16 protein-coding genes are annotated in these 13,767 nt (G+C 61.9%); 15 read left to right on the top strand and 1 reads right to left on the bottom strand.

Annotation, left to right across the window (positions count from 1 at the left end; genetic code table 11):
- The first annotated feature begins 24 nt into the window (after window positions 1-24).
- From AC06FE_RS03325 to AC06FE_RS03270, 12 genes are all read left to right on the top strand, one after another.
- Window positions 25-888, top strand: a complete 864-nt coding sequence (locus AC06FE_RS03325; protein ID WP_478072216.1) for a hypothetical protein — start codon at window positions 25-27, stop codon at window positions 886-888.
- Window positions 885-1,247 (top strand): hypothetical protein, encoded by a 363-nt coding sequence (locus tag AC06FE_RS03320; protein ID WP_478072215.1) that lies wholly within the window; start codon window positions 885-887, stop codon window positions 1,245-1,247. Before AC06FE_RS03325 ends, AC06FE_RS03320 begins: the two co-directional genes overlap by 4 nt.
- A gap of 45 nt (window positions 1,248-1,292) precedes the next feature.
- Complete coding sequence (locus AC06FE_RS03315) at window positions 1,293-1,787, top strand: ABC transporter permease (protein WP_265953200.1); 495 nt, start codon at window positions 1,293-1,295, stop codon at window positions 1,785-1,787.
- A gap of 598 nt (window positions 1,788-2,385) precedes the next feature.
- On the top strand, window positions 2,386-3,180 hold the full coding sequence (locus AC06FE_RS03310; protein WP_019338230.1) for an SDR family NAD(P)-dependent oxidoreductase: 795 nt from the start codon (window positions 2,386-2,388) through the stop codon (window positions 3,178-3,180).
- A gap of 23 nt (window positions 3,181-3,203) precedes the next feature.
- On the top strand, window positions 3,204-3,545 hold the full coding sequence (locus tag AC06FE_RS03305; protein WP_049450033.1) for a carboxymuconolactone decarboxylase family protein: 342 nt from the start codon (window positions 3,204-3,206) through the stop codon (window positions 3,543-3,545).
- A 96-nt stretch (window positions 3,546-3,641) separates the two neighbouring features.
- Window positions 3,642-4,205: a TetR/AcrR family transcriptional regulator gene (locus tag AC06FE_RS03300; RefSeq protein ID WP_478072214.1), complete on the top strand. Its 564-nt coding sequence runs from the start codon at window positions 3,642-3,644 to the stop codon at window positions 4,203-4,205.
- Window positions 4,206-4,315: 110 nt separating this feature from the next.
- Window positions 4,316-4,996, top strand: a complete 681-nt coding sequence (locus tag AC06FE_RS03295) for a DsbA family oxidoreductase (RefSeq protein ID WP_088100497.1) — start codon at window positions 4,316-4,318, stop codon at window positions 4,994-4,996.
- A 106-nt stretch (window positions 4,997-5,102) separates the two neighbouring features.
- On the top strand, window positions 5,103-5,663 hold the full coding sequence (locus AC06FE_RS03290) for an OsmC family protein (RefSeq protein WP_049450039.1): 561 nt from the start codon (window positions 5,103-5,105) through the stop codon (window positions 5,661-5,663).
- A 71-nt stretch (window positions 5,664-5,734) separates the two neighbouring features.
- Window positions 5,735-6,856 carry an alkene reductase gene (locus AC06FE_RS03285; RefSeq protein ID WP_478072213.1) on the top strand — a complete coding sequence of 374 codons (1,122 nt, stop codon included), beginning with the start codon at window positions 5,735-5,737 and terminating at the stop codon, window positions 6,854-6,856.
- A gap of 40 nt (window positions 6,857-6,896) precedes the next feature.
- Entirely contained in the window at window positions 6,897-7,226 is a 330-nt protein-coding gene (gene trxA / locus AC06FE_RS03280) for a thioredoxin (RefSeq protein WP_070425419.1), read from the top strand.
- Window positions 7,227-7,283: 57 nt separating this feature from the next.
- A complete protein-coding gene (locus AC06FE_RS03275; RefSeq protein ID WP_083279772.1) occupies window positions 7,284-7,649 on the top strand; it encodes a thioredoxin family protein in 366 nt (121 codons plus the stop codon).
- Window positions 7,650-7,764: 115 nt separating this feature from the next.
- A complete protein-coding gene (locus tag AC06FE_RS03270) occupies window positions 7,765-9,207 on the top strand; it encodes a dihydrolipoyl dehydrogenase (RefSeq protein ID WP_337302032.1) in 1,443 nt (480 codons plus the stop codon).
- Window positions 9,208-9,283: 76 nt separating this feature from the next.
- On the opposite strand, the gene AC06FE_RS03265 is transcribed toward AC06FE_RS03270, so the two are convergent.
- Complete coding sequence (locus AC06FE_RS03265) at window positions 9,284-9,955, bottom strand: response regulator (protein WP_337302031.1); 672 nt, start codon at window positions 9,953-9,955, stop codon at window positions 9,284-9,286.
- Between the two features lie 147 nt (window positions 9,956-10,102).
- Between AC06FE_RS03265 and dsbD the strand changes: the two genes are divergently transcribed.
- The 3 genes from dsbD to dsbG are packed head-to-tail and all read left to right on the top strand — an operon-like array spanning window position 10,103 to window position 13,751.
- The gene (gene dsbD, locus AC06FE_RS03260) at window positions 10,103-12,079 is read left to right on the top strand and encodes a protein-disulfide reductase DsbD (protein WP_337302030.1); all 1,977 of its coding nucleotides are present in this window, start codon (window positions 10,103-10,105) and stop codon (window positions 12,077-12,079) included.
- A gap of 20 nt (window positions 12,080-12,099) precedes the next feature.
- Window positions 12,100-12,921: a TlpA disulfide reductase family protein gene (locus AC06FE_RS03255; RefSeq protein ID WP_265953192.1), complete on the top strand. Its 822-nt coding sequence runs from the start codon at window positions 12,100-12,102 to the stop codon at window positions 12,919-12,921.
- Window positions 12,918-13,751, top strand: coding sequence for a thiol:disulfide interchange protein DsbG (gene dsbG, locus AC06FE_RS03250; RefSeq protein ID WP_478072212.1), 834 nt, complete (start codon window positions 12,918-12,920; stop codon window positions 13,749-13,751). The genes AC06FE_RS03255 and dsbG overlap by 4 nt, the downstream gene beginning before the upstream one ends.
- Window positions 13,752-13,767: the final 16 nt, after the last annotated feature.

Here is a 13,767-nt window from a genome sequence, read left to right as displayed (position 1 = left end):
CCATCCAAAGGAACGAGGGGCTGTATGAAGAACGGGGCAGTTCTGGCTGGCGCGATCGCGCTGGCCTTATCGACGGGTGCCAGCGCCCAATCCACGACCCCATCGGGTTTGCTACGGCAGGTTGGAGGGGCCCTTTCTGGAAAGTCCGGATCACAGGCCAAGGTATCCCATCCCCTGTACGCCGAGCCGGCCGGCATCTACTGGGACCTGGACGGGGACACCCTTGAGGGTGCTCAGCACCTGCGCGAAGGGCTGTCCTCCACGGGCGCGCAAGGGATCGACATGTGCGACATGGGCCTGTTGGCCATGGCCCATTCCTCCTATCAGTTGCCATCGGAAAAGCGGCAGTGGTGCTTACGGCAGGCGTGGGTGGCTGCAAAGAGGACGACCGGCAGCCAAGAGGCGGAGCCATCCGCGGCGGCGATCGAGAAGCGTTTCGGGCCTGCTTTCGACGCCCGGCTGGAGCGGTTCAAAGGGATTCGGCGGTATGCCGTACGCCCGAATTTCAAGGCACTGGGTGGGGTCAGTTACAACCCGGATCGGGGCGTCATGGAAGTGTTCGTGCCGATGCCGCAGATCTCGGTTGCTGGCTTGAGTGTCACCGGAAAGAACTTCGTCCCCTGGATCCGCAAGACGCCCACCGGCGTGTCCAGCCCTCCGAACGCCGGGCGCTACCGGCTGCTGATCCGGATGGACCCCGCTGAAGCGGCCAGCCTCGCGCGGCAAGGCCGCTCGTTCCAGGACGACCGCGTGGTCTTCTCGGTCAATCGAGTTTGGATCGACGGCACGGAACCCAAGATGGACGTGACCGTCGAGAAAGTGAGCTTGGGCTATCGGAACGAAACGATCGAAGTGGACGTCACCAAGAACCAAGGAGAAGGTGCATGAAGCGTGGAATGGTGGCCGCTGCAGTAGCCATTGTCGGCTTGGCCGCATGCAGCAAGGCGGACCAGGGGCCGTCGATGGAGCAGGTGGCGAAGGGTTACGAGCAGTATTTGAACGCGAACCTGTTGGCCGAACTGGGGCAGCGCGTGGAAGTGCGTGGCTGGGACAACTTGAGCGCCGACTGTAGTCAGACCGGGCCCGAGCGAACGACGTGCGTCACGGGCGGCACCCTCGATGTGATCGGTTTCCAAGGCGGTCGCCAACTGAAGGAGGCTCCTGCACCTGTGCCTGCCCGGGCAGACCTGGTGTTTGAAAAGCGGGCAGGGCAGTGGGTGCTCATCGACGCACAGAAGAAGCCCTGATCGGTCCTTGCAACCCGCTCTCGTTTTCGCTCATTTGGAGGTTCCATGAATGCCCATGTCCGCTCTCACTCGACCGCGTCCCATATGCAGTGGGGCCTGCTCGCACCCGCAACGGTCCTCCTGGGCGGTGCTGGCCTGCTCGCCTTCGCAGGCGGTGCAGAAATTTCTGGAGAGATGGGGCTTGCCTGGCAGGCTGTGGCGGCGTTCTCGGCTGGCGTTGGCGTGCTGGCGCTTCTCCTGCTGCTTTACGTGCTGAACTGGCGGGCGGCGCGCGTTAGGGCAGCAAGGGCGGCCAACCCCTTCCTGGAACCGAAGCGCGGGGGCTTTTGGAAGGGGGCATTGATGGGCACGTTGGTTGTGGTGGCCGTGCAGATCGGAAGCATCGGGGTGGGGATCTTCTACCCTGGCCTGATCGAGTCGGAACGCAATTTCTTTGTTTCCGTCCCGCCGCTGGCGCTGGCCGCCCTCTACACCGTCTTCCCGATTGCGCCACTGGTGGGCGGGTTGATCGGGCGCGCGTGGCGCGCCACCAGTCTGTAGGGCGGGCCACGAACTTCTAAAAACCGTCAAAGGGAGGGGAAATGTCGCCTTTGGGCGGTCCGCAAAAGACGCCGCGACGATGGCCGCCTACGTCCCTCGATGCTCGATCAGCGCCGTCCGGTAGTTCTCGCAGGCGTCCCTGAGGCCCGTTTTGGCCGCAGCGATCAACGCGTCGGTGCCCATGCGGGCGGTGTTCCGACACGGCTGCAGCCGCTGGAAGGTGGCCTGGCGTTACCCGGGGAACCATTGCGCGGGCGTCCGGGCAGCTTCGAACTTGACGCCGTATTGGAGGCCGGCCGGCTGCAGGCGGCCTACCTCAACAAAAGCGTGGGGCGGACCGTTGCCGGGGGACGGATGCTGGTCGCTGTCCTTGTAGAAGCACAGGTAACCATTTCCGAGATCGGGGCTCTCTGACGTCCTTTTGCGGCGCTCCACTATTTATCGACCTGCTATGGCTGACCAAGGTCAGCCCAGGGCTCCCTAGGTGGTTCAGGGCTAGACCTGAACAAGCTGAATGAAAAGGCCGCGAGTCTTTCTTGACACCCATCGATCATCGGCATAGCCTACCAACCACTAGGTAGGCATAAGGGCCAATCAGATGGACATCAAACAGTTCGACGGTCGCAAGTTGTTGGTCGTGGGTGGCACCAGTGGGATCGGCCTGGAGGTCGCCCAAATGGTGGCCGAGCAGGGCGGCGCGGTCGTTGTGGTCGGCAATCGCCCGGAAAAGGCAGAGGTTGCGCGCCAGCAGTTGGCGGCCGTAGCGGGGGAGGGCAAGGCAGCTGCTTTCGCCGCAGATCTCTCGAACCCGGAAAGCGTGCAGACGTTGCTTGCAAAGCTGGCGGCGGAACACAGCGACATTGACCTCCTCGTCAACACGGCAGGCATCTTCTATCCGAAGGCATTCTTGGAGCACTCGATTGAGGACTACAACAACTTCCTCGACCTGAATCGCTCGCTGTTCTTCATCACCCAGCAGGTGGCCGCTTCGCTGGTCGCGCAGAAGAAGCCGGGTTCGATCGTCAACGTCACCGCTGTTGCGGCCCGCCAGGCCATCGAAACGGTGAAGGCGCCCGCCTACTCGATGGCCAAGATGGGCTTGGATGCCATGACCAGGCATGTCGCTGCGGAACTGGCGGAGCACGGCATTCGCGTGAACGCAGTCAGCCCCGGCATGGTGGAGACCAAGATTTTTGAGCGGTTTATTCCTGGCGAGCAGCTTGCGGGCGCGTTGGATGGCTTCAAGAACTTCCATCCGCTCGGCCGAAATGGCACGCCGCGCGATGTCGCGGAAACCGTCATCTTCCTGCTGTCCGACAAGGCCTCTTGGGTCACCGGTGCGGTCTGGGACGTGGACGGCGGCGTCATGGCTGCACGCAAGCTCGGCAACTAATCCAAAACAAAGAGGTGATCGAAATGGAAAAGAAATGGACCGAAGAGCTGAAGTCGCTCATCAAGCGGGTCAGCAGCTTCAACAAGGCCAATGCTCCTGTGGCCAGCGCCTTCCATAAGCTGGAACTGGCCACCCGTGAGGGCAACGTGCTGGACGCCAAGACGCATGAGCTGATCTCGCTGGCGGTGGCCGTGACCACCCGGTGCGATGGCTGCATCGCCGCACACGCCGGCGCGGCCAAGAAGGCCGGTGCGACCAAGGAAGAGATTGCCGCTGCGTTGGGCACCGCCATATCGCTCAACGCCGGCGCTGCTTACGTCTACTCTTCCCGCGCCCTCGAAGCGTATGGAGAGCTTGGCGCCTAAACCGGGGCCCAACGACCAAAAGAGGTGGGTCGTTGGGTGTTGACTATCTACCATGTGGTAGGTAGAGTTGATTTATCGAAGAGTTGAGGAATTGACATGGCTGTTGGCACACGCGACGCCTTGGTTCAGACCGCTGAAAACTTGATGCGAACCCGCGGCTACAGCGCTTTCAGTTACGCGGACCTGGCCGAGGTGGTGGGCATTCGCAAGGCAAGCATCCACCACCATTTCCCGACCAAGGAAGACTTGGGCGGGGCAATCGTGGAGGACTACATTGAACGTGTCCGCACCGAGTTCGATCGTGTTGAAGTTCAGCACAGCGATGTGGTTGCCCGCCTTGAGGCGTTCTTCCAGATCTTCAAATCTGGTGACGAAGGCCGCTTGCTCCCCCTATGCGGGGCGTTGGCGGCAGAAATGTCCGCCTTGCCGCCGAGTATGCAGCAGTTGACGCAGCGGTTCTTTGAGATGCAGTTGACCTGGCTTACCCGGATGCTTGAGCAAGGCATCAAGCTCAAGCAAATCCCCAAAGGCAGTGGGGCCAGGCAGAAGGCGTTTCTGCTTCTCAGTGTCTTGGAGGGATCCAGCTTCATCAACTGGGCCACCAAAGACGCCGACACGTTGAAGCCCGGCGTTATCCGGCTGATCGTCGAAAACGCCTGATCTTATCGCGGTGCCCCCTCAAGCAATGAGGGCTCGCACGGTATTCTTCTAAATGCGAAACCTACCAACTGAATGGTATGGCGAAGCTGTTTTGATCTACGGAGAGCTTCATGAAAACGGTCAAGGTGGACATCTGGTCGGACTACGTCTGCCCGTGGTGTTGGATTGCAAAAAAGCGCTTTGAAAAGGCGGTGGATGCGCTGGCAGGACAGGTCCAGGTTGAGGTGACTCACAAGGCCTATCGCCTTGCGCGAGGTGTCAAGCCGATGGACTACAAGACCGCGTTGTATCAGAAGCTGGGCGGTCCGGCGGGCGCAGATCGGATGATGGCGGCCGTCAGCACGAATGGCATCCTGGAAGGCTTGGTCTACAACTTCGACACCATGCGTTTCGGTGATACGACGGTTGCGCATGCGCTGGTCAAGAGTATCCGCTCCCCGGTGGTGTCCCAGCTGCTGAGCGAGCGCATCTACAAAGCAGCGACCACCGATGGCATCGACATCTTTGACCAGGACGTCCTGGCATCGCTTGCCAAAGAGGTCGGCGTGACGGACACCTTGTTCGAGTTCGACTCTGAGCGCATCGCCGCTGAGATCGGACGCGATGAAATGGATGCAAACCAGATCGCCAATGGCGTTCCGTTGTTCTTGTTCAACAACAAGGTGTTTGTCTCCGGTGCTCGAGAAGTGGATGTGTTCGAACGCGCCATCCTTGAAGCAGCCCGTGAGATGCCAGCGCCAATGAGTGTCGCCGGCGAAGGCGAAAGCTGCGGCATCGACGGCTGCCATTGAGCCTTCCGGACACGCAACGAGATATCGATAAATCTAAGGAAGTGGCTCGATGCCCTTCCGATGCACTCCAACGCGCCAAGGGCGCATTCTTGAAAGGACCATTCAAATGACCACCAACCTCAACGGCATTGACGTCTCTGCTCTTCAGGCTGTCGCACAAGAAGTCGCCGCAACCACTGAGCCTGCAAAGCGTAGTGCCCGTTTCAACGTGAAGACGAAGTGGGAGAACCAGACCCGCAGCGTTGCGACCGTGAGCCGGTATTCGATCCGCGGTGAAGAGTACAAGCGCCACTTCGAGATTGCCGCGGATGAACCGCTGGAGTTCCTGGGTCAGAACACGGCGCCGAATCCGCAGGAACTGCTCATGGCCGCCCTCAATGCGTGCTTGTCGGTGGGCTATGCGGTCAATGCTGCTGCCATGGGCATCACGATCCACAGCTTGGAAATCGAAACCGATGGCGAGCTCGATCTGCGCGGCGTGCTGGGCCTGGATGAGAGCGTCAATCCTGGCTACGACGAGGTGAGCTACGTGGTTCGGCTGCACACCGATGGATCGCGTGAGCAAGTGGAAGAGCTGCACAAAACCGTGACTAAAACCTCGGTGAACTACGCCAACTTCTCCAAGGCAATCCGCATGGTTCCGAAGCTGGAAGTCGTCGAGGGCTGAGCCCTGTCTCCATTCACAGCACCTGTAGCAGCAGCCCCTTCGCACTGCGTATTCAATAAAGAGAGACCATCATGAGCAAGCTGTTCACTACCTACGACCTTTCCGGCTTGCCGCTGGCAAACCGCGTCGTCATGGCCCCGATGACCCGGACCCGCACGCCGGAGAACATCCCGAGCGAGCTGACGGCGCTCTACTACGGCCAACGCGCCTCGGCCGGTCTGATCATCACGGAGGGCCTTCCGGTTTCCGACGAGGGCCGTGGTTACCTGTATACCCCAGGTCTCTACACCGACGAACAGACCGAAGGCTGGCGTAAAGTCACCGATGCGGTGCATGCCAACGGCGGCAAGATTTTTGCCCAGCTCTGGCACGTCGGTCGGCTGTCGCACGTCTCGCTGCAGCCGGGCAACGTCGCGCCGGTCTCGTCGGGTGACGTGCCGGCGACCACCACGATGGTCTATGCGTGGGTCGAACCTGGCAAGGAAGGGCCGGTGCTGCCGAGCAAGCCGCGCGCCCTGACCACCGATGAGGTCAAGCGTGTCATTCAGGACTTCGCCTCTTCTGCGCGTCGTGCCATGGATGCTGGCTTCGATGGCGTCGAACTTATGGCCGCCAACGCGTTCTTGTTCGACCAGTTCCTAAGCAGCAAGCTCAATACCCGCACCGACCAGTATGGTGGATCGATCGAGAACCGTCAGCGCCTGCTGCTGGAGACCATCGACGCGGTCGCGGCTGAAATTGGCGGCGAGAAGGTGGGCGTTCGCGTCTCCCCGTTTGGTCGCATCTACGACATGGAGGCCTTCGAAGGCGAGGCTGAAGCGTGGGCAAGCATGGCCTCGGCGCTGAACGAGCGGACCTTGGCGTTCGTGCACCTGAACTACCAGACCACGATCTCGGCAGCGGGCACGCCGGCCGGCTTCGGTGCTGAGTTCCGGAAGGCTTATCAGGGCACGCTGATCGGTGCAGGCGGGTTTACCCAGGAACTGGCCGAGGCGGAACTGGCCAAGGGCGAGCTCGACCTGATTGCGTTCGGCACCAACTTCATCTCCAACCCCGACCTGGTGGAGCGGATGAAGAACGGCTGGCCGCTGGCAAAGCCTGATCCGTCCACCTTCTACGGCGTGATCGGGGCAAAGGGCTACACCGACTATCCGACCTACGATGGCGCTCGCGCCGACGCAGCAGTCGTCTGATCAACCACCCCGCACTTGCGGGCCACAGATGAGGTGTGACATGGCAACCCGTAGCACAACGACTTTCGACTTCGAGTCCGACGTCCTTGAAAGCAAGACGCCGGTGCTGGTGGACTTCTGGGCCCCGTGGTGCCCACCTTGCCGAGCCATCGCGCCTTTCTTGGAAGAGATATCCGATGAGCTTGAAGGCAAGCTCCAGGTGGTCAAGGTCGATATCGATCAGAACCCGGAATTGGCTCAGCGATATGGGGTGCGGTCCATCCCCACCTTGAAAGTGTTCGTGGATGGCAAGGTCGCCAAGGAGATCGTCGGCGCGATGCCTAAGCAGGCTTTGCACGAGCAGATCGCTCCGTTCGTAAAGGGCGAGTAAGCCACAACCAAGCGGGCGCCCTCTATGGGGCGCCCGCCTAGCAAAGAAGGTGAAGCGATGAACACGTCCGTGCCTTCATGGGCTGGGAAGGTGGAAGAAGTGAACGCCATGGGATTCAACCGCATTGCGCGCTCCACAGCCGATCCTCTTCTGCTCTACATAGGGGCACCATGGTGTCCTCCCTGCAAGACGATGGAGCCTGCTTTCGCTACCGCCGCCGAGGCAATGGGCACAAAGGCCCGGTTCCTCAAGGTGAATGCAGCGACGGATCCGCAGCTGTTGGACTCGTTGAAGGTCGCTGCTGTGCCGATGCTCCTGATGTATGACGAGCAAGGTCAAGAAGTAGGCCGGCTCCTGGGCTCGTTGTCCGCACCGCGTATCGCGCAGTGGGCTCAGAAGCGACTCGATAGCGCACGCCAATAGTCGACAACCGAATACTCCCAAATGTTTGAATCGGCCGTTCACAAGTTGAGGTCGATTCATTCTCCGCCGATCGTGCTGCAATCCACTGCAATGCACTGGCGAAAAGAGGTATCAGATGACTCGTATCAAGGTTGATGTTGCAATCATTGGTGCCGGCAGTGCTGGCATGACGGCCTACCGCGCGGCCAAAGCGCATACCGACAGCCTTGTGGTGATTGAAGGTGGCGTCTATGGCACCACCTGTGCCAGGGTTGGCTGCATGCCAAGCAAGCTGCTCATCAGTGCCGCAGATGCTGCTCATACGCTGACGTTGGCGCCGAGCTTTGGCGTCATGCCTGGAGCAATCAAGGTCGACGGACGGGAAGTAATGGCTCGGGTGCGCCGCGAGCGCGATCGCTTCGTCGGCTTCGTTGTGGAGTCGGTAGAAGCGTGGCCGGAGGAACACCGGCTGCGCGGCAAGGCGACGTTCCTCTCCGCTCATGAGCTTCTGGTCGGATCATCTACCATCGTCGAAGCTGATCGCATCGTTGTAGCGACAGGGTCCAGCCCCTTCGTTCCGGAGGGATGGCGTGAGGCGCTGGGCGACAGGCTTCTTGTGAACGATGACGTTTTTGAGTGGACTGATCTGCCCAGCTCAGTGGCCGTTGTTGGCAGCGGGGTCATCGGCCTTGAGTTGGCACAGGCCCTGCATCGCCTTGGAGTGACGGTTCGCCTTTACGGTCGCAGTCGCTTCATCGGACCGCTGAGCGACCCAGTGGTTGCGGCGGAGGCCACGCGCATCTTCTCTGAAGAAGTTCCTGTGAGCCTGGGCGCAAAGGTCACACCCTCGCTCACGGAGGATGGTCGCGTATTAGTGGTCTCCGAGAATTCTGAGGGTGTTCGCAGCACCGAGACGTTCGACTTCTTGATTGCCGCGACAGGTCGTAAGCCCAACATGCTCGGAACCGGCTTGGACAAAGCCGGTATCGGTTTGGACAGCTACGGGCTGCCCATCGTCGACCGTGCTACCGGTCAGAGCACCTGCCCGCACATCTTCGTTGCCGGGGATGCCAATGGGATGGCCGATATCCTTCATGAGGCCGCAGACGATGGCCGCATCGCAGGCGACAACGCGGGCCGCTATCCAAACGTGCGCCCACGCCCGCGCAGGGCGCCTCTGGGGATCGTGTTTTCCAACCCCCAGATCGCGATGGCGGGCGCCACCTTCCGGCAGTTGACCGAGAGTGGCGCGGCCTTTGAGGTTGGAGAGGCATCGTTCGCTGATCAGGGGCGCAGCCGGGTCATGCTGGAGAACCACGGAGTGATCCGTGTCTACGCCGACAGCGCCACAGGAACCTTCTTGGGTGCGGAGATGGTCGGCCCATCGGCCGAACACATTGGCCATCTGCTGTCGTGGAGCGTTCAGCGGCGAGATACCGTCCAGCAGATGATCGACAGCCCGTTCTATCACCCGGTTGTCGAGGAAGGTGTTCGGACGGCTTTGCGTCAAATACAGCGCAAGCTGGTCATCCCACCGCCGCCGCCGGAAAGTTGCTTGGACTGCTTGCCAGGCGCGTAGGTTGGACCATAAATGGCCGTCAAAGTTGGGGGCAAGCAGATCGCTACACGGCCCCCTGCGTGGTGGTTACACATGATTAGCGAGGATCGCTGTCCAGCGCCCACCCAAGCCGGTATCCCATTCCCCTGGCTGTGCTGATGGCTTCGCTTCCCAGCTTTCGGCGCACATTGTGAATATGAACATTGAGGGTGTTTGTGCCGGACTCGGTTGCCAAACCGAAGAGTTTCTCAACCAATGCTTCGGGAGAGATCCACCTCCCGTCCGCACTAGCTAGCTCGGTGAGCAGGTCAATTTCCCTCCGCGACAGAGTGACCGGGTTGCCGTCCAGCCACGCCAAGCCGCTTGCGGGCTCCAGTTTGAGGGGCCCAGCAGCGACAGTCTGCGAGGTGCGACCTTGCGTGCGTCTGACAAGTGCATAAAGGCGCGCAGCGAGCTCCCGCAAGTCGAAGGGCTTGACGAGGTAATCGTCGGCACCGCCCTGTAGCCCAGAAACGCGGGACTCGATGGCATCACGCGCAGACAGGATCAGCACCGGCAGGTGCGTCTCCACCGATCTAAAGACACTGATCAGATCCAACCCTTCGGCATCCGGAAGTCCCAGATCCAACACCACCGCAGCAAAGGAGTCATCAACGTAGATGGCTTCAGCATCTGACGCAGTGACCGCGTGCGTCACTTCAATGCCGAAGACTCTCAGCCCACTGCAAATTCCGTTGGCAATCAGCACGTCATCTTCGACCAGCAACACCCTCACGCGGCACCTGTATGGAATAGACCGCCGTCAGTATGCCCAAATGCGCTCTCGTAGCGATCGGTATCTGGGGCGAATCGCACTTAATTCTGGCTTAAGTGGCTGGTGGCAATCTCGGGCGTTGAAGAAGACTCTTGGAAGCGCATGCTGTTGTTCCGAACCATCGTCGTAGTGATTGTGCTCGCGTCTGCGAGCATCGCCGCCATGGGCGCCCCTGGCCTGAGTTGGCAACCTGGCCAGCAACAGGCGGACTTCCTGCCTGCGGAGTCAGTCTTTCGGGTGCAGCCGGCAACGACCGATGGAGTGGCCGGCATCAGAACCCTCGCCCGGGTCGCGGAAGGGTATTACGTCTACCGCCCCTCCTTGAAACTGATCGACAGCGCTGGGCGGGAGCAGACCCTGCGGTTGCCGAAGGGCGTGACCAAGCAGGACGAGTTCTTCGGCGAGACCGAGGTTTACACAGCGGGCGATCTGCACATTGAGTTGACCGGCGCCGCATCCGGGCCGGCGACCTTGCATTGGCAGGGCTGTGCGGACCAGGGCATCTGCTACCCGCCGCAGACAGTGGCGCTTGAGGTGCCCACGACTGCGCAGATGCCAACTGCTTCGGTGGATGAGGCCGTTTCAGAACGATCCACTGCACCGCCGGCAGGCAAGCGCATGGAACCGGCCGCACCCACTGTCACAACGCCCGCAGCAGTTGCCCAAGGTTCGCCGGATCAGACGGCCCCGAGCTTGCCAGCGGCCGATGGCACCCCGGTCCCCGTTGATGCCGCAGCGGATAGATTGCTCACAACAACTGTGCAGGACCATGACGGTGCTGCCGAGGACCAACGGACTGCCTCGCGCCTTGCGTCGCTGGGGCCAGTATCGGCTGCGGCGTTGTTCTTCGGGCTTGGACTGTTGCTGGCGTTTACGCCGTGCACGCTGCCCATGATTCCCATCGTCTCGACCATCGTGGTCGGCGTGCAGGCCACGCCACGTCGCGCCGCGCTGCTGTCCAGTGCCTACGTCCTGGCAATGGCCGCAACATATGCAGCACTGGGGGTCGCTGCGGGTCTTGCCGGGTCAAACCTACAGGCAACGCTGCAATCGCCGTTGTTGCTGGGCGCCTTCGCGCTGCTGTTTGCGGTGCTTGCCGCGTCGTTGTTCGGTGCATTCGAACTTCAGCTCCCGGCATGGCTGACTCGTCGCCTTGACCGGGCGGGGCAGCGGCCCGGAGGCAGCGTGCCCGGTGCTGCGGTCCTCGGACTGCTGTCGGCGCTACTGGTGGGGCCATGCATGACCGCGCCACTTGCCGGTGCGCTGCTCTACATTGGCCAGACTGGCAGCGCCTTCCACGGTGGGCTTGCGTTGTTCGCGCTTGGCGTGGGCATGGGACTGCCGCTGGTGCTGATCGCCGCGTTCGGCGCCCGCATTCTGCCAACGCCTGGGCCTTGGATGGAGCGCGTCCGGATAGCGTTTGGTTACCTGATGCTGGGGATGGCGATCAGCATGCTTTCGCGCTTCCTTCCTGCGTGGAGTGCGCTGATTCTGTGGGGTCTGTTGGCGGTCGCCGTGACCGTGGGGCTGGTCGCCTGGGGCGCGACGACGCAACGCCCGCGGCTCGCCTGGCTCGTGAGGTCGGTCGCCGCCTGTGTGGGCGTGTGGGCGGTCGTGCTGGTGGCCGGTGGTGCCTCGGGTGGCACATCGGTGCTACAGCCATTGGAGCACCTTGCCGGCGACCGGAGCGGGGCTGTAGTCGCCGGCAGTCGCCTGGAGTACAAACTGGCCAAGACGGTGCAGGACGTGGAGGCACACATCGCGGCCGCCGGTAGGCAAGGACAGTGGACCCTGATCGACTTCTACGCCGATTGGTGCGTGAGCTGCCACGTGATCGAGCGCAACGTCTTCGGCGACCCCGTCGTAGGCACGCGCTTGTCGTCGATGCAGATCGTGCGGCCGGATGTGACCCGCAACGATGCTTCCGACCAGGCGCTACTGAAGCGGTGGGGCGTGATGGGGCCGCCGACACTCATCCTGATTGATCCGGATGGTCAAGAGCGACGCGCGCAGCGCGTGGTCGGGGAGATCTCGGCGGCCGGCTTCCTCGGCCGCCTGGATGCGGCGGGCGTGCCGTGAACGGACTCGGTCCTGTATCGATGAAGATCCTGCTGGCGGTGGCGGGCATTCTCGCGGGATGGTGGGTGGCGCGACGGCTCGGGCGCTCGCCGGCGTCGGCGCCGCCACGTGCCGCAACGTCGCTGTTCTTCGATGCCTTTTTGGTCGGTGCACTGTCGGCACGACTGGCCTACATCGTTCGCTGGTGGGACGAGTACGCGGCGGCGCCATGGAGCATGCTGACCGTCGGCGATGGCGGATTCGTGTGGTGGGTAGGCGCGCCCATGGCGATCGCTTTCATTGCGTGGCGCGCAAGACGCGCGCGCTCCACCGGAATTGCAGCGGGAGCGGGAGTAACTGCCGCGCTCTGCGTATGGCTGATGCTCTCAGGCGTTCACGGGCTGCTGCTGCGTTCAGCGCCGCCGCTACCAGAGCTGACCCTCGTCGATGTTTCCGGACAGCCGGTGTCGCTGCGCGATCACGCGGGTGCCCCGGTGGTGGTCAACCTATGGGCCACATGGTGCCCGCCTTGCCGGCGCGAAATGCCGGCGTTCCACGCAGCGCAGGCCCGCCATCCCGAAGTGACCTTCCTGATGGTCAACCAAGGCGAATCTGCGGCGGATGCAGAAGCATTTCTGCGCAACAGCGGCCTGCATTTCCCGCATGTGCTGCTGGATTCCAGCTCCTCCACGATGCAGGCGTTGAATACGCGGGCGTTGCCCACCACGGCCATGTTCGACCACGACGGCCGCTTGCTGGACATCCACCTGGGAGAGATGACCCGTGCTGGCCTGGAGGGAAAGCTACAGCGCTATTTCCCTTCGCATTCCCGTTCAACTACCACCTCCAAGGAATCCAAATGAAGCCATCTCAGTTTTTCAGCCTAGCCGCCGTGGCACTCGGACTCGGCCTGCTCAGCGGGTGCTCGCAGGCGGCGCCAGCGGGATCAGGCTCTAATGCGCCCACGCAAGGCATCAATCGTGAGGCCAAGCCCGCTGGAGCTGGTCGTCCTGAGGTGCTGTCTACCCTCGAAGGCCAGGGTATCAATATCGTCGACAGTTTCGATGCAGGCCCTGGGCTTCGGGCGTTCGCTGGGTCGGCTGGTGATCGCCCAATCGGCGTCTATGTAACCGCCGACGGCTCTGCGATTGTGGGCACCCGACTCACGCCGCAGGGACAGCCGGCTGACGAGGAGACGTTGCAAGCGCTAGTTGCCCGTCCCATGGGGGAGAAGGCATGGGCGGAGCTGGGCAAGTCGGCATGGGTGCTGGACGGGAAGGCAGATGCGCCCCGGATCATCTACACCTTCAGCGATGCCAACTGCCCTTACTGCCATAGGTTCTGGGAGGCGGCCCGGCCTTGGGTGTCCGCCGGCAAAGTGCAGCTTCGGCACATCATGGTTGGCATGATCAAGGCCGATAGCCCAGGGAAGGCTGCGGCCATCATGGGGGCAGGCGATCCGTCGGCGGCGCTCCTGGAGAACGAGCAAAACTATGATCGCGGCGGGATCAAGCCCGTCGCTGCGGTTCCAGCTGGGATCAAAACCAAGCTGGACGAACATCAGTTGCTGATGTTTGCCCAGGGGTTCCGTGGCACGCCAGGGGTAGTCGTGAAGCTGCCCGATGGCAGCTTGAAGAAGATCAACGGGATGCCGCAAGGCGAAGATCTTGTGGACATCTTGGGGCCACGCTGACAACGGAGGGGAATCC

Source organism: Stenotrophomonas sp. Steno-C18 (genome assembly GCF_056393195.1).
This window is presented reverse-complemented; position numbering and strand designations above follow the sequence as displayed.

Excerpts from the sequence above, each read along its gene's own strand:
- AC06FE_RS03325 (WP_478072216.1), top strand. The coding sequence starts at position 25 with ATGAAGAACGGGGCAGTTCTGGCTGGCGCGATCGCGCTGGCCTTATCG.
- AC06FE_RS03320 (WP_478072215.1), top strand. The coding sequence starts at position 885 with ATGAAGCGTGGAATGGTGGCCGCTGCAGTAGCCATTGTCGGCTTGGCC.
- AC06FE_RS03315 (WP_265953200.1), top strand. The coding sequence starts at position 1,293 with ATGAATGCCCATGTCCGCTCTCACTCGACCGCGTCCCATATGCAGTGG.
- AC06FE_RS03310 (WP_019338230.1), top strand. The coding sequence starts at position 2,386 with ATGGACATCAAACAGTTCGACGGTCGCAAGTTGTTGGTCGTGGGTGGC.
- AC06FE_RS03305 (WP_049450033.1), top strand. The coding sequence starts at position 3,204 with ATGGAAAAGAAATGGACCGAAGAGCTGAAGTCGCTCATCAAGCGGGTC.
- AC06FE_RS03300 (WP_478072214.1), top strand. The coding sequence starts at position 3,642 with ATGGCTGTTGGCACACGCGACGCCTTGGTTCAGACCGCTGAAAACTTG.
- AC06FE_RS03295 (WP_088100497.1), top strand. The coding sequence starts at position 4,316 with ATGAAAACGGTCAAGGTGGACATCTGGTCGGACTACGTCTGCCCGTGG.
- AC06FE_RS03290 (WP_049450039.1), top strand. The coding sequence starts at position 5,103 with ATGACCACCAACCTCAACGGCATTGACGTCTCTGCTCTTCAGGCTGTC.
- AC06FE_RS03285 (WP_478072213.1), top strand. The coding sequence starts at position 5,735 with ATGAGCAAGCTGTTCACTACCTACGACCTTTCCGGCTTGCCGCTGGCA.
- trxA (WP_070425419.1), top strand. The coding sequence starts at position 6,897 with ATGGCAACCCGTAGCACAACGACTTTCGACTTCGAGTCCGACGTCCTT.
- AC06FE_RS03275 (WP_083279772.1), top strand. The coding sequence starts at position 7,284 with ATGAACACGTCCGTGCCTTCATGGGCTGGGAAGGTGGAAGAAGTGAAC.
- AC06FE_RS03270 (WP_337302032.1), top strand. The coding sequence starts at position 7,765 with ATGACTCGTATCAAGGTTGATGTTGCAATCATTGGTGCCGGCAGTGCT.
- dsbD (WP_337302030.1), top strand. The coding sequence starts at position 10,103 with ATGCTGTTGTTCCGAACCATCGTCGTAGTGATTGTGCTCGCGTCTGCG.
- AC06FE_RS03255 (WP_265953192.1), top strand. The coding sequence starts at position 12,100 with ATGAAGATCCTGCTGGCGGTGGCGGGCATTCTCGCGGGATGGTGGGTG.
- dsbG (WP_478072212.1), top strand. The coding sequence starts at position 12,918 with ATGAAGCCATCTCAGTTTTTCAGCCTAGCCGCCGTGGCACTCGGACTC.